Annotated in this window: 12 protein-coding genes and 1 pseudogene; 9 read left to right on the plus strand and 4 right to left on the minus strand. The window is 46.2% G+C overall.

Annotation, left to right across the window (positions count from 1 at the left end):
* The first annotated feature begins 236 nt into the window (after positions 1-236).
* From JGK20_RS20000 to JGK20_RS20010, 3 genes are all read left to right on the plus strand, one after another.
* Positions 237-881 (plus strand): cell division protein SepF, encoded by a 645-nt coding sequence (locus JGK20_RS20000; protein ID WP_293187004.1) that lies wholly within the window; start codon positions 237-239, stop codon positions 879-881.
* A 312-nt stretch (positions 882-1,193) separates the two neighbouring features.
* Positions 1,194-2,039, plus strand: a complete 846-nt coding sequence (gene proC / locus JGK20_RS20005) for a pyrroline-5-carboxylate reductase (protein WP_293231917.1) — start codon at positions 1,194-1,196, stop codon at positions 2,037-2,039.
* Between the two features lie 11 nt (positions 2,040-2,050).
* The gene (locus JGK20_RS20010; RefSeq protein WP_293187003.1) at positions 2,051-2,638 is read left to right on the plus strand and encodes a Uma2 family endonuclease; all 588 of its coding nucleotides are present in this window, start codon (positions 2,051-2,053) and stop codon (positions 2,636-2,638) included.
* A 281-nt stretch (positions 2,639-2,919) separates the two neighbouring features.
* Here the strand turns inward: JGK20_RS20010 and plsY are convergent, their stop codons facing one another.
* From plsY to JGK20_RS20030, 4 genes are all read right to left on the minus strand, one after another.
* Positions 2,920-3,600, minus strand: coding sequence for a glycerol-3-phosphate 1-O-acyltransferase PlsY (gene plsY / locus JGK20_RS20015; RefSeq protein ID WP_293226695.1), 681 nt, complete (start codon positions 3,598-3,600; stop codon positions 2,920-2,922).
* 190 nt (positions 3,601-3,790) lie between these two features.
* Positions 3,791-5,110, minus strand: a complete 1,320-nt coding sequence (locus tag JGK20_RS20020; protein ID WP_293187001.1) for a DUF3086 domain-containing protein — start codon at positions 5,108-5,110, stop codon at positions 3,791-3,793.
* Between the two features lie 59 nt (positions 5,111-5,169).
* Positions 5,170-5,562, minus strand: coding sequence for a DUF3119 family protein (locus JGK20_RS20025; RefSeq protein WP_293187000.1), 393 nt, complete (start codon positions 5,560-5,562; stop codon positions 5,170-5,172).
* 64 nt (positions 5,563-5,626) lie between these two features.
* Complete coding sequence (locus JGK20_RS20030) at positions 5,627-6,421, minus strand: MlaE family lipid ABC transporter permease subunit (RefSeq protein WP_293186999.1); 795 nt, start codon at positions 6,419-6,421, stop codon at positions 5,627-5,629.
* A 184-nt stretch (positions 6,422-6,605) separates the two neighbouring features.
* Between JGK20_RS20030 and JGK20_RS20035 the strand changes: the two genes are divergently transcribed.
* The 6 genes and pseudogenes from JGK20_RS20035 (at position 6,606) to JGK20_RS20060 (ending at position 14,489) form a co-directional block, all read left to right on the plus strand.
* Positions 6,606-6,893, plus strand: coding sequence for a hypothetical protein (locus tag JGK20_RS20035; protein ID WP_293186998.1), 288 nt, complete (start codon positions 6,606-6,608; stop codon positions 6,891-6,893).
* A 470-nt stretch (positions 6,894-7,363) separates the two neighbouring features.
* A pseudogene (locus JGK20_RS20040) lies at positions 7,364-7,802 on the plus strand (Hsp20/alpha crystallin family protein); the annotation flags it as partial.
* 46 nt (positions 7,803-7,848) lie between these two features.
* Complete coding sequence (locus JGK20_RS20045) at positions 7,849-8,130, plus strand: hypothetical protein (protein ID WP_293186997.1); 282 nt, start codon at positions 7,849-7,851, stop codon at positions 8,128-8,130.
* Positions 8,123-8,518, plus strand: coding sequence for a hypothetical protein (locus JGK20_RS20050; RefSeq protein ID WP_293186996.1), 396 nt, complete (start codon positions 8,123-8,125; stop codon positions 8,516-8,518). Before JGK20_RS20045 ends, JGK20_RS20050 begins: the two co-directional genes overlap by 8 nt.
* 226 nt (positions 8,519-8,744) lie before the next feature.
* Complete coding sequence (locus JGK20_RS20055; protein WP_194011615.1) at positions 8,745-9,146, plus strand: fasciclin domain-containing protein; 402 nt, start codon at positions 8,745-8,747, stop codon at positions 9,144-9,146.
* Positions 9,147-9,350: 204 nt separating this feature from the next.
* The gene (locus tag JGK20_RS20060; RefSeq protein ID WP_293231919.1) at positions 9,351-14,489 is read left to right on the plus strand and encodes a PAS domain S-box protein; all 5,139 of its coding nucleotides are present in this window, start codon (positions 9,351-9,353) and stop codon (positions 14,487-14,489) included.
* The last annotated feature ends 329 nt before the right edge of the window (positions 14,490-14,818 follow it).

The following is a 14,818-nucleotide window of genomic DNA, read 5'->3' on the forward strand; positions in this document are numbered from 1 at the left end:
GCGACCGCTAGAATTGTTTTTTGGATTAGGATGGGCTACATCCGAATTTACGCCTGTGGACAAGTTGCGAGCCGACTCCCTTGGGTGAAGCAGGAAGCAAACCCTTCAAGAGCAATCTTGATTGAATAGTGAGACTTGAGAAAGTTTAGCTAAGTTTTGTGTAGCAGTAGTTAACGACCCGCGGCTAACCCGCAACGCGAGTATAGTCGGGGCAGCACAGTCGTGAAGGAGCTTAAATGGTGAACATTTTTTCTAAGCTACGAGATTTTGTAGGCTTCAACAATGAGCCTGAATACGATTACGAGTACGACGAAACCGAAAGCGAGCGCTTTGCGAACGCCTACCAACAGCCTGAACCAAACTCCGCCACTTCCACTTCTGCTGCTGCTGTCGCCGCAGCAGAAGAAGAACGCCGCCAAAATCGCAGAATGCGGGAGCGGTCAGTAGTAGGATCGACAGGTACAGATGTTGTTGCACCAACCGGGGGAGTAGGATCAGTAATGAATAACGTGATTGGAATGCCTGGATCTATGAACGGGATTTCGGAAGTAGTAGTAATGGAGCCGCGCACTTTTGAAGAGATGCCGGCAGCAATTCGAGCTCTTAAAGAACGCAAATCTGTTGTTTTGAACCTAACGGTGATGGATCCAGACCAAGCGCAAAGAGCTGTGGACTTTGTGGCGGGCGGTACTTATGCCCTTGACGGTCATCAAGAGCGTATTGGCGAAAGCATTTTCTTGTTTACGCCTAGCTGCGTGCAAGTAAGAACTCAGTCTGGTGTGGTTCACGAAGTGCCCCCAGCTCAAGGCCGCCCGCGCCCTGCTGCGGCTGCTCCCGCACCGACAGTCTGGCCGGCTGAACAAGCTCAAATGGCTCAGTAGTCAGTTGACAGTTGACAGTTGACAGTTGATTCCGAAAGCTGTTGGCTGTTGACAGTTGACTCCAAAAGTTGTTGACAGAAATTCATTCAAAAAACCAGTATAGTAAGGTGCGTCGCTACCAGATGAGAAATGGAAGTTTTAGATAGTCGAAAGTGACGCATCCTACAAACAACGCACTGTTAACTAATAACTAATAACTAATAACCAATAACTAATAACTAATAACTAATAACCAATAACCAATAACCAATAACTAATAACTAATAACTAATAACCAATAACCAATAACCAATAACCAATAACCAATAACCAATAACTATGATAAAATTTGGTACGATCGGCGGCGGAGTAATGGGAGAAGCTCTCTTATCCCGCTTAATAGCACAAAAAGTTTATTTACCATCAGAAATATTGGTGAGCGATCCGCAACCGCAACGGCGCGAATTTTTGACGGCAACCTACGGAATTGGAACAACAGCCAGCAATCTAGAAGTTGCTACCGCTACAGAAGTGCTGTTTTTGGCGATTAAACCGCAAATTTTTGAGAAAGTAGCTTTGGAATTGGCCGTGGGGATCGATCGCCAACAAGGAAATAATGGAGAAACAGCTAATTCTCAGCCAGAAGCTGCGATCGTGTCGATTTTGGCAGGAGTTCCCCTGAGCAAGCTCGAAGCAGCGTTTCCGGGGCGAGTAGTGCTGCGGGTGATGCCAAATACTCCGGCAACGGTAGGCGCGGGAATGAGTGCGATCGCCCCAGGAAAACTTGTGCAACCAGCCGATTTAGAATTGGTAAAGCGGATCTTTGAGGCTGTGGGAGAAGTGGTCGAAGTGCCCGAAAGTATGCTGGATGCGGTGACAGGGCTTTCGGGTTCCGGCCCTGGTTATGTGGCGATTTTTATCGAAGCCTTGACAGATGGCGGAGTTTGTGCTGGACTGCCGCGGGCGATCGCCTCCCAATTAGCCATCCAAACAGTATTCGGTACAGCGAAGCTATTGCAAGAAACGGGGATGCACCCAGCAGAATTGAAAGATCGGGTGACAAGTCCCGGCGGCACAACTATTGCCGGAATTGCTAAATTAGAGAGCAGTGGCTTTCGTTCTGCCGCGATCGAAGCAGTGAAAGCAGCTTGTTTGCGCTCTCAAGAATTAGGGAAATAGGTGTTAATGCCATGATGACTTTAAAATTAGATTTAAGTCCGTGGATCGAGTTAACAGACGATCAGTTTTACGAACTGTGCCAACATCACCGCGATTATAAATTTGAACGAAATGCCAAAGGAGAACTGCTGATGGTTCCACCGACGGGAGGAGAAACGGGAAATCGCAATATGGATTTATCCTATCAACTGCAATCCTGGAGTCGCCGAAATCCAAATTTAGGAATTGCTTTTGATTCTTCTACTTGCTTTAAACTGCCAAATGGTGGTAATCGCTCTCCCGATGCTTCTTGGGTAAAACGCGAAAGGTGGGAAGCTTTAACTGCTGAGGAAAGAAGAAAATTTCCCCCACTGTGTCCTGATTTTGTTGTGGAATTGCGCTCTCCTACTGATTCTATCAAAGAAACGCGAGAAAAAATGCAGGAATATCGGGAAAATGGCGCTTGTTTGGGGTGGTTGATTGACCCGCAAACCCGGAGTGTGGAGATTTATAGGAGCGATCGAGAAATAGAAATATTGCAGTCTCCTGTTACGCTCTCAGGGGAAGATATTTTGCCCGGATTTGTGCTGGAATTACGGTCTGTTATGGGGACTAATTGATATCTAATCCGCTAACTAGGGAATTATACCACAGTGCGATTCTCCTCGCTCGCGAGGATGACAGCCGCGAGATATAGCCTTTCTAAGTAACAGTGCGGTGCTCATAGGGTATGGGCATTGACCAAATAGGGCGAAGCGGAGGGATTGGGCGAAGCGAAGCGGAGGGATTGGGCATACCTCATTTATTTGAGAAAGGCTATATTAAGCTCACACTGCATTCGGAATGATATTATTCCTATGACAGCAGAAACGATATAAAAAGCGATCGCACTCTGGTCTAATTAATCGCTAGCTGCTGTTTCCAGTTTCTGTCCAATTTTCGGTTCCGTACCATTTAACAGACGCTGAATGTTGCTGCGGTGCCGCACGATTACAAATACGCCGCCCGCCAGTCCAAACAATACATAAGCTAGCGGCTGATTTAACACAAACATCAATCCAGCTACGCTAATTGATCCGACAATCGAACTCAAAGAAACAATTCGCGATAGGGCAAAAACTATCCCGAAAATTCCGAAAGTTCCCAAGCCGACTGGCCAGTACAAACCGAGCAAAACTCCCAAACTTGTAGCGACAGATTTGCCGCCGGTAAACCCCAGCCAGATTGATTTGCTGTGGCCCAAAACTGCAAATAAACCCGCTAAAGTTGCCATCCAAGGAATGACTGTTGCTGTATTTTCTAAATGGGCGCCGATCGCGAGCTGACTGGTAAACTCTAGAGAGTAGATGTAGCGGATCAGAGCGATCGCACTTACGCCCTTCAACACATCAACCAGCAACACCGCCAACCCCGGCCCCTTCCCCAAAGTCCTGAGTACATTAGTCGCCCCCGTCGAACCAGAACCTACTTCCCGAATATCAATCCCCAGCATCCATTTACCCAAAGCGTACCCAGTTGGAATCGAACCCAGCAAGTAAGCTGCGATTAACAATGCTGCATTTAAACTCAACCACACACCCATAATAAATTCCCTCTTTCATTACTTTTGAGGACTAAAGTCCTCACTACAAACTTAACGATTATTCTTTAATCTCCCGCCCTCTGACATCTCCCTAAATTAATTTTTAGTTATTGGATAGCAAGAAATTAAAACTAATTTCTGAAGATGTCTTTTCTTCCTTCTTCCTTCTTCCTTCTTCCTTCTTCCTTCTTTAAAAATCCTTAGAAGTCGTTAAAGTTTGCGGATCGGAAGCAAAGGCCAACCACAGCGGAAATTGCAGCATCGACAAACTGATTAAATCTTCTGTTTCGTCTATCACAATTAAAGGCAACTTACCATCTCTCACGAGTCGATCGGCTTTTTGGGCCAAAGCCTCCGCAGACTCAAACATAATAATGCCACCTTCCGGGCCAAAATCGGTGCGAGTAATCCCCAAACAATCCTGCAAACCCCGGCGCCACTCACCCAAACGTTCGGGACTGTTCGCGAGCACCAATGTCCGCACCCGTGGGCCGTAGACGCTTCTGAGTACAGAAATAATCGTCGAACTAATCAAGATATTTTGCAACCGCGAACCCATTGTTCGCAATGCACCCCTTCCTCCTTGGGTGAAAAACCAGTTAGAAACTCGTTCGGCGTGGATGGGCTCAAAAGTGCGCCGGAGTTGCCAAGGCGGGCCGTAATAGTCGGGGAGAGTGCGATATTGGTCTAGGGTGCGGCGAATTTGTTTGGCTTGTTCTTGAAATCCTTGTTCAGCAAATCTGGGATTTACGGGGGAAGAGGATTGAGACTCCTCAACAGAGATTTGCTTGGAAGTTTCTTGCACCGGCGGCGTCATATCTAAGAGTTCGGCGGTAGCTGCTAAATCCTGCAAACTGCCGACTAGATAGTCTTTGAAACCTTGAACTCTGATTGCTAAATCTTGGGAAACTCCGGCGAAAGTAGTTCGCATTTCCTTTTGAATTCGATCGCGCCTGCGTTCGAGTTTTTCTACTTCAATTTGCAGCGCTTGTTTGCGATGATCTAGCTGTATCAAGCCGTCTTGTACCAAACGCCCGATCGATGCTTGAGCCTCGCCCAATGCTTCTAACGCCTTAGCTTTGTCAGCTTCCAAGGTGGCAATTCTGGCGGTCAAATCTTGTTCTTGCTGTTGCAATGCTTTGACTCTATTTGCCAAACTTTCGGTAACATTTTCTGGTACGGGCGTTACCGTTTCTGCGGTTGCTGTTGGCTGGGAGTCTGTTTCGGGTTCGATTCGATCGATCGCACTTTCAGATTCGCTATCCTCAGTTTCTGGCGAACTTTGGGCAATCGCGCCCGCTTCGTCCACCACAGGGGTGATTTGGGGGTTTTCCTCGTCCCAGGGGTCTATTTCGGGAGGAATTTGCGATGTGAGATCGTTTTGGGCGATCGACAATTTCCGTATTTGAGATGGCAATTGGTTTTCCGTCTCATTCACGGGCAAATTTGGTTCGCCATCAGCGGCTGGTTGCGATTGCGGTTTTTGGGTGGGAGATTCGTCTGAATTCATAGGAAATTTGTTCGGCGTGGGGCACAGAAGAAGTTAAAAATTTAAAATTAACAACTTGTTTAGTCTTGACGGGGACAGCGCTGTTCTAAGCAGGTCTGTAGCATTTTACGATCGAACAGAACCGGCAGAAAGTGAATGCTGTTAATTTCTTTGAAATAGAACAAAATCGGCACAGCAGGCCAAAATATCCGCCAATTTTGCCATTGTCGGTAAGGAAAGCGGCGGATTAAGTTTTGCGATCGATAAATGTCCAAATCCGTTGGAGTAAACTGTAGCCGGATAGTGGCGGCTTGGTACATCAGAAACAAGCCGAACACCGAAAGCGGCAAACTCACCCACTTCTGCACGAACAGCAGCGGTACAGAGGCCAGTACCAGCACTAGGGGAATCGCATAACTCGGTGCAAGTTCGATCGTATCTGTGGGCGCAGTCCCAGAGGTAGTTGTAGTCACGGGTTTAAATCAGGGGGTAGTAAAGTAATGTTGCCAATTATTTATATTTTATCCATTTCCTAGCTTACAAGCCTTTGAGTACGCTAGAGCCAGTACCCTGAAACATCAGCCAAGTCAGGAAAAAGTTAACAATAAAAATAGCCAGCAAAGCCGTCACCACCGCTGTGGTAGTCGATTGGCCGACGCCTTTGGCGCCGCCGGTAGTCGTCAAACCCCAGCTAGTGCCGATGACAGCAATCAAACCACCGAACACAAAAGCCTTAATACCAGCGCTGCAAATGTCCCACAGACTCAGGAAATGGCGGACTGATTCTAAAAACACATTTTGAGAGATGCCGTACATTGTCGTCGCAATCAGCATCCCGCCGGCGATGCCCGTGACGAGGGACAATATTGTCAGAATTGGCAGCATCAAGCAGCAAGCTAAAACGCGGGGAATTACTAAATAGTCGATCGGGTCTGTTCTGAGCATCAGCATGGCATCTATCTGCTCTGTGACTTGCATCGTGCCAATTTCCGCAGCAAAAGCCGAACCAACCCGTCCCGTAACGATTACGGCTGTTAACACCGGGCCGAGTTCGCGAGTCAAAGACAAAGCCAAAACGCCACCGACGACATTACCGGCACCGAGGTTAATAAACTCCCTGGCTACCTGAACCGTAAATACCATGCCGACAAAACCCGCAGTCAGCAAAGAAATCAGCAGCGATTCCGGGCCAACTGCTGCCATTTGGTCAAGGGTGTTGCGACGGTTAATTTTGCGAGTTAGCAAGTGCAGCATGACTTGGCCGCCCAATAAAATGGCTGCCAGTAACCGCTGACTCCACAAACTGAGGCTTGATGGTGTAGTTGTGCTCAAGGGACTTTGACTGTAGAACAACTGCAAAAATGAAATCTATCTACAAATCTTAAACAAGTTTCTTCTCTAAGATTTAAGATTTCTGACAGAATTGGCCACTGAGGGCGATCGCTGCCTATCGTAGAAAAGGACAAGTTTATTTTACTTGCACCTTTCGGCAGTTTAGCTGAATTTACTGACTCTTATGAGCATATTTCCTAATTTTCTTCGCTCTTTACTGCTGACGGGCCTCTTGAGCTTTGTCGCTCCCTTATTGTTAATCGGCGCGGGATTGACTAGCTTTTCGTTGATCGGTCTTGTGCCTGCTTTGCAAGCAGTCGGTCGTTCTGGAGAAGACCAGATTTTGCAGTTTTTAGCCACTTTCGGCAGCGGCTGTCCTCTCCAGGGATTTTTGGTGATTGGTCTAGCTTTTAGTTTAGTGGGTGCTTTGTTTGATACCTACGCTTCTTATCAGCATTCACGGTGGGGTTAATGGTGTTTCTATTTGAAATCTGGGATTTGAGATTTTAGGTGGGGAATTCTCGATCGCGCATCTAAAATCTCAAATTGTTGGGTTGCGCTGCGCTTGAATCGCGCCGCCTGCTGCGAAAAATTCTAGATGGAATTTCCTCGTCCTTTGATTCAGCAGTGGAGTCAAATCTTAAATCGACTGACTTCGCCTAAAAACGGATACTTGCTTTCCCACAGGAGTCGTGGAGAGCCAAAATGAGAGAGTTCAGTTCCAGCTACCAGATTCATCAGTCGAGTCACTGCTAAAATCTAAAATCTAAAATCTAAAATTGTTGGGCTGGCTCAGCATTAACCATCGCAAATGTTCGGAAATGCGATCGGCAAATTCCAGAAAACCGCATCCCACAGTTTCTGGATCTTAAATATATTAGATACAGGTTGAATCAAGTGTTTCTCAACCTTTAGAAACTTAAGAGATTTGAGGTATCAATTATGGCACTTATTCGTTGGGAACCTTTGCGGGAAATGGACTCCTTGCAGCGAGAAATGAATCGGTTGTTTGATAGCTTAACTCCGGCAACCGATCGCGCATCTAACGGTGTGGCTTTTGTACCGGCCGCCGAACTCGATGACCAAGAATTTCACAGGTGGTATCCGCCACGTGATTTATCCGTGGAATCAATCCCAAATCGAAAATCTAAAATCCTCTCTTCCCCCGAATTTATCCGTGGGGTCGCCTCTAAAATCTAAAATCCACCTTAAGTTAGAAATTCCGGGCATGGAAGCTTACGGTTCCTTCCGCCGGGTGATTCCCCTACCTGCACGAGTTCAAAATGACAGCGTACAAGCTGAGTACAAAAATGGGGTTTTAAACCTGACTTTGCCTAAAGCGGAAGCGGAAAAGAACCGCGTAGTCAAAGTTGAACTAGGGAGTTGGATGAAATGGAACTGCATCGGAATTTGGAGACTTAACCGGAATGACTCGCCAAGAAGTCGATGACTTTTTGCGTGGACTGGGTGCAGAAATCAGAACTACTAGAGATGGCTATGTTGCATATAAATTTCTGGATAAGTCAACACTCGCGATCCGTCCTAACGGTGAAGTGATTAGAACGCCAGCACCGAAATATGCCTCAGACGGCAGAAATATCAACAAAGGTTTCCGTCTCGATCGAGATGGTCATTTATTGCGAACGCGAGACGAATTTGGCAATTTCATTCCAGGTACTCACAATACGGGAGAAAAATTAAATGAATGATTGGAAGGATGACTATAACTTACTTGGTTTGGGTGGTTTTACATCTTTAATTACCAATGTCAAGGTCTCTTCGTGGGGAAACGAGGTATCGATCGAATGCGTCTACAATCCAGAAGAAAGATTGCCTTATGTTCTGGCATTTAAGGACTGTCGCGATATCGGGTGGACTGTACACGATGAAGAGGAAGTTGGCGAACTTGAAGCAGAATTTTTAGGAATTTCTTTGGGCGAACCGGAACACCGCAAGCCTGCTGTAATTACTACAGACATTTTTGAAATTTCAATTTTGTACGGCAGTTTCAGCATTTACAAGGAAGAAAACCTAAATTCTGAAATAGCAGATTTAGCAACAGAGATCTTGGTATCCCAACCGCAAGCAGTCTTGTAGCAATTTCAAAGTATCGCGCCGTTAAAGTGCAAATTGGTTAGTAATTTTATGTGTAAAATAACCATTATTAGGTTCGTAGTGAGGACTTCAGTCCGCAAAAAAAGAGAGGACTGAAGTCCGAACGATCAAACGAATTACAAAATTTTCAACAAATACAGTAGGTATTGTTGCACGCATCAGTTTACGATACTTAATAGAACTTTTTTGCCAAACGAGGTAGAACCAAATGCCTGATATTGTTGATATTGCCGTAGGTGCGGGTTCGTTCCAAACCCTGGTAACGGCGGTGCAAGTAGCTAATTTAGTAGATGCGCTCAAAAGTCCGGGCCCTTTCACTGTCTTTGCACCTACTGACGATGCTTTTGCGAAATTGCCACCGGGAACTATCACAACCCTAGTGCAGAATGTCCCCCAACTGAGCAGGATTTTGATGTTTCACGTCGTCTCCGGCAAGTTTATGAAGGCAGATTTGGCAAAACTCGGTTTTGTTACTTCCTTAGAAGGTTCGCCGATTAAAATTGATTGTTCAGACGGTTTTGAGGTGAAGAATGCTACTGTTGTCGCGGCCGATATCGAAGCTGACAACGGTGTCATTCACGTGATCGATAACGTGATTTTAATGGGATAATTTCGCCTTTAAACCTCGCTGCTGGAGCGAAGCAGGTGCCTTGCGGTGTCGCTTCGCTCCCGATCGCGCTTTTGGTTTTTTAGCAATTAAAAGTTATATAAATATAAAAAAGTTGTCTTTTTGCCGGATGTATTTTAAGATGATTGTTTAAAAAACTTTGAAGATGAATAATTATAATATAAGGAAACCAGTGTGGTGAGCACTATGCAAATCCTAGCCGCCAGCCTCAAGGCCAAAGTCCGCCAGCGTACCTTGGAACTGCAAGTTCTCAACGAACTTACGGAGAATGTACAACTTGCTGCGGTTGCTGATGAAATTTGGTCTGCTTGTCTGGCACATCTCGGGCGCCTGATTCCTGCTGAGACGATCCTCTTCGAGGGCTTCGCTAACGCACTTTTAACTCTACCGGACGATCGCATCTACCTGCAACACTTACACCCGTTAACTGAATCGGTCAAATCTGAAATAGCAGCCTGCTTGCAAGCTACTCGCACCCAATGGCTGGCCGGAAGTCGAGACTGGGCGTACAACATCGCTGGCGGGCCAATTGCTCAGTTTAAGTCGGTGTTGATGGCACCGGCTAACCCGGAGGACAGTGAAGAATTGTTGGGAGTATTTTTCATCGGTGCAGAGCAGGGAACTGCTTTTAATTTTGAACACCTTTGTTTGCTCCACACTGTCGCTCAAATTTGTGTTAAATCGTTAACTAATTTAGCAGCTAAACAGACGGATGTCAAGGGAACTGTTCAAAATAATTTTGCTCTAGATGGGTCAAGCCAAGAGCTATTGTTGCGGGCTTTAATGGACGGTGCGCCGGATAGAGTTTTTGCGAAAGATCGAAATTTTAGATACATTTTTGTCAATCAAAGTTTTGCTGCATATTTGGGGAAAAAGGTTGAAGAAATTATTGGCAAAGATGATATCGAATTAGGTTTTTCAGAACCAGCAGTATTTGGCGATCGCCACGGCTCAATTAGAGGCATTCGCGAGGACGATCGAGCTGTGCTGGGGGGGGAGACGGTTCGCAATCCCTACCAGGCGATCGCCTGTGCAGGTGGCAAACAGCAGGTCTTTGACACGCAAAAACTGCCCCTGCGCGATGCGGATGGCAGTATATTTGGGATTTTGGGTATTTCTCGGGAGATTGCTCAATTGCAGGCGACAGATGAAGCCCGGAATCAAAGCCAAGCCAAACTGCAAAAAATTACTGCTAGCGTACCCGGTACGGTATATCAAGTTGACTTGCATCTAGATGGCTCGATAGCCTTCTCGTTTGTGAGCGCGGGCTGCCGAGAATTGTATGAAATAGAACCGGAGGTGGCTCAGCAGGATATTCGTGCAATTGTTGACATGATTCATCCCGAAGATAGAGATGATTTTCGGAACTCGGTAAGGCTGGCTGCGGAAAATTTGCAGCCTTGGCGGTGGGAAGGCAGAATTATCACTCCCTCTGGAAAACTTAAATGGATTCAAGGGGCTGCACAACCGGAAATGCAAGGATCGGGAGAGATAGTTTATTATGGCTTGTTCACGGATATTAGCGATCGCAAACAAGCTGAGTTAAAACTGCAACTTTATCAAGAAATATTTTTAAAGTCTAACGATGCGATCGCCATTTTAGACCCGCAAGGCTATTATTTGGAAACAAATCAAGCTCACACGGCTTTGCTGGGTTACAGTGAATCAAAATTGTGGGGTAAAACCCCTGCAATTCATACGGGAGAAGAGACATTTGCATCGGTGCTGCAAATCTTGGTCGCAACAGGGAGTTACCGAGGCGAAATGACCTGTGTTAAGGATTTGCAAGGGGGAATAGTTGAGGTGGAACTTTCGGCTTTTGCGGTTCTCAATGATGCTGGGGAAGTAGTTTGTTACGTCAGCGTCAAAAGGGATATCACCGAACGCAAGCAAGCTGAGGAAAAACTCAAACTTTACCGAGAAATATTTTTAAACTCCAACGATGCGATGGTGATTATCGATGCTGATGGGTTTTTCCTGGAACAAAATCGCGCTCACCAATCGCTATTAGAATATACAGACGCCGAATTAGAAATAGAAACGCCGCCGCTGGTGGCGGGGGAACGCTTTTCTGCGATTTCCAAAAGTTTAGCGAAAACTGGAACTTTTCGGGGCGAAATTACTAACTTTACTAAAAAAGGTCGCACGCTGGCGATCGAGGTGGCGGCATACTCTGTGATTAACAACAGCGGCGATATAATTTGTCACGTCTGCGTTAAGCGCGATATTACTGAACGCAAAAAAGGTGAAGAAGAACGACAAAAATTTGTGTCGCTGATTGAAAATAGCAGCGATTTTATTGGTATGGCTACTCTCGAAGGGCAAACGCTGTTTGTTAATGAAGCCGGACGAAAACTGGTGGGAATAGAGAATATTTCGGAATTGCTTTATACGGAAATATGGGATTATATCGGCGAAACTTTTAAACAGGAATTTAGTCAAGAGATTTTGCCAAAAATTATCAGTCAGGGTCAGTGGCAAGGAGAAGGTAAAATGCAGCACTTGCGTACTGGAAAACACATTGATGTTGTGATGAATGCTTTTCTGGTCAAGCACCCTCAAACCAGCGAACCGCTGTGCTTTGCTGCGGTAATTCGCGATGTCACAGAACGCAAGCAAGCTGAAAGAATGCTGCTGGAACAGGCAGAACAGGAACGGCTAGTTTCGGCGATCGCCCAGCGAGTGCGACAGTCTCTCAACCTCACTCAAACTCTGAGCACGGCTGTACAAGAGGTACGGCAATTACTGGCAACCGATCGCACGGTAATTTATCGTTTTGATTCCGATGACACAGGGATTGTGGTTGTCGAATCTGTAGGATCTGATTGGATGCCTATGCTGGGCAGAAAACTTCAGGAAAAATCTTTTGGGGAAAGTTACAAAGCGATGTACCGGGCTGGCAAGATTCAAGCAGTTGAAGATATTTATAATGCTAATTTGAGCCAGATTCACCGAGATTTACTGGTGAAATTGCAGGTAAGGGCTAATTTAGTTGTACCAATTTTTATCGGCGACGAAAGTCAGGAATTAGCAATAGAATATTCGCCAGAAACTCCTAGAATTAAGTCGCAGATCGAGAGTTTGGACAAGCGTCAAAATCGGTTGTGGGGGTTGCTGGTTGCCCACCAGTGCAGTGCCCCGCGCGCTTGGACTGATTCTGAGGTGGATTTGCTGGGAAGGTTGAGCGTGCAGTTGGCGATCGCCATTCAGCAATCTACTCTGTTTGAGCAAGCGCAGCAAGCCCGAGAAGCCGCTTTGGAAGCGTCTCGAATGAAGTCACTATTTTTAGCAAATATGAGTCACGAAATCCGCACTCCGATGAATGGAGTGATGGGGATGACAGATTTGCTGCTGAAAACAAATCTTACTCCCGAACAGCTAGACTTTGTGCAGACGCTGAAACTCAGCGGTCAAAATTTGCTGTCCATCATTAACGATATTCTTGACCTTTCCAAACTGGAAGCTGGAGAAATGCGCTTAGAAACCATCGAATTTGACCTCAGTATCTGTCTGGATGAAGTGCTGGATTTGTTGGCAACTCCCGCACAAACTAAAGGTATAGAATTGGTGGCGCTGATTGATACCGACGTGCCGCTGCAAATTAAAGGGGATGCAGCACGATTGCGGCAAATCCTCACTAATTTAATTAACAATGCGATTAAGTTCACGGAAGCAGGAGAAATAGTAATTGAGGTTTCAACTGGCAGGATTCCTGGGATATTGGCAGCCAGCGACGACCAGAAAAAATTAGAGAATATCCAACCATTAAAACTAGGAATCAATCGCTCGCTATTCCTACTGTTCAAGGTCACAGATACAGGGATTGGGATTGCTGCCGAAGACCAAAAAAAGCTGTTTCAATCTTTTACTCAAGTTGATGCTTCTACTACGAGAAAGTACGGTGGAACAGGTTTGGGTCTGGCTATTTCTAAGCAGTTGGTGGAGCTGCTAGGGGGTAAAATTGGTGTGGAAAGTACCCCCGGTAAAGGCTCGACTTTTTGGTTTACTGTGCCGGCACTTAAGGAAAATTTAACTGGGGCTGGGACAGCGTGCTCAGTGAATTTGCAAACGGTGCTGGCGGGGCAGAAAATGTTAGTTGCTAGCGACAAGCCCACAGTGCGAAAAGTGCTGCTGAGAATGGCTGTTTTGTGGGGGATGGAAGTTGATGAGGTTGAGAATGGTTGGATGGCGATCGCATCTCTGTACAAAGCTGTCAGCATAAAATCCCCTTACGATATTGTTTTGGTTGATATTCAGTTGCCGGAAATGGTGGCGGGAAGTCTGGAACGTTTGATGATTGCTGAGCCGGCAATGCAGCAGACGCATTGGGTGGTGCTGACTTCAATTACTCAGACATCGGAGGCTAAACGTTTGGTAGATATTGGTTTTAGCGGTTATTTAACTAAACCTGTGAAAGCTCACCGGCTGTTTGAGTGCTTGGTAAATGCGATCGCCCCGGGTGCAGTGGTTGACTCGCGGCTGGCAAATCCAACGACAAATCCAGACTCCTCTATTGACAACCGGGAGTTAGCTAGCTTAAAGATTTTGTTAGTTGAAGATACTCCGATCAATCAAAAAGTTGGTCTGAATCAACTCAAGGTTTTGGGATGTGCGGCGGATGTGGCAAATAACGGCGCTGAGGCGCTATCCATGCTGGCTATCAAAAAGTATGATATTGTGCTGATGGACTGTCAGATGCCGATTTTGGACGGTTACGAAGCTACGCTGGAATTGCGCCGCATGGAAGCGACAGGCACTGCTGCTGGTTCGAGGGAGCCCGATCGCAAGACGGTGGTGATTGCGATGACGGCAAATGCTTTGAAGGGCGATCGGGAAAAGTGTCTGGCGGCGGGTATGGATGATTATATTAGCAAACCTATTTCCATCGAAAAGTTAAAATCTGTACTAGAAAATTGGTCGGTACAGTTAAAAGTTGAAATTCCTCAGTTTAAGGGTGAGGAAGTCCAAAACTCTGCTTCGGATCTAGAATGCGTAGTTGATATGGCACGCTTGCACGAAATTGCCGGCACTGATTTAGATTTTGAGCGGGAAATACTGCAAGCTTTTGTGGTGGATACTGGCAGTTATTTAGAATCTGCTAAAAGTGCGATCGCCTCGGGAGACTTGGAGACACTGGCCCGCCGCGCGCATCAAATTAAAGGTGTCAGCGCTACGGCGGCGGTGCGGTTAATGCCCCAGATGGCTGCTCAGCTTCAAACTCTGGCCGAATCCAACGATTTGGAGGGCGCTACGAAAATCATCGCTGAATTAGAAATAATTCTAGCGGGGGTTAAAAAGTTGGCCGCTGCTGAATTATCTGCTTAATCGCTCAATTTTCTCAGGACGGCGGTTGGAAACCGCATCTACACAAACGATGTCCGCCTCCGCGGACGGAATTTGAGAGAATGTGCGTGCGATGGATGGATCCCCGCTACGCTACGACTCTTCAACCCGCGTCGGCGGGTTTTGTTTGTGTAGACGCGGTTTCAACCGCCCGGTCTTTATGTAAAGATTCTTAAAAATTTATCAAGATATTTATCTCTATGTGACGAGATTGGAAATTCTTATAACATCTTGTGTGTTGTAGCTTTTGACACTACTATATTAAGTTATTGTGGTCAAATATAAAATAATCATTAAGCCGATGACAAGAC

The sequence above is a fragment of the Microcoleus sp. PH2017_05_CCC_O_A genome, from assembly GCF_020738785.1.
Lineage (GTDB): Bacteria > Cyanobacteriota > Cyanobacteriia > Cyanobacteriales > Microcoleaceae > Microcoleus.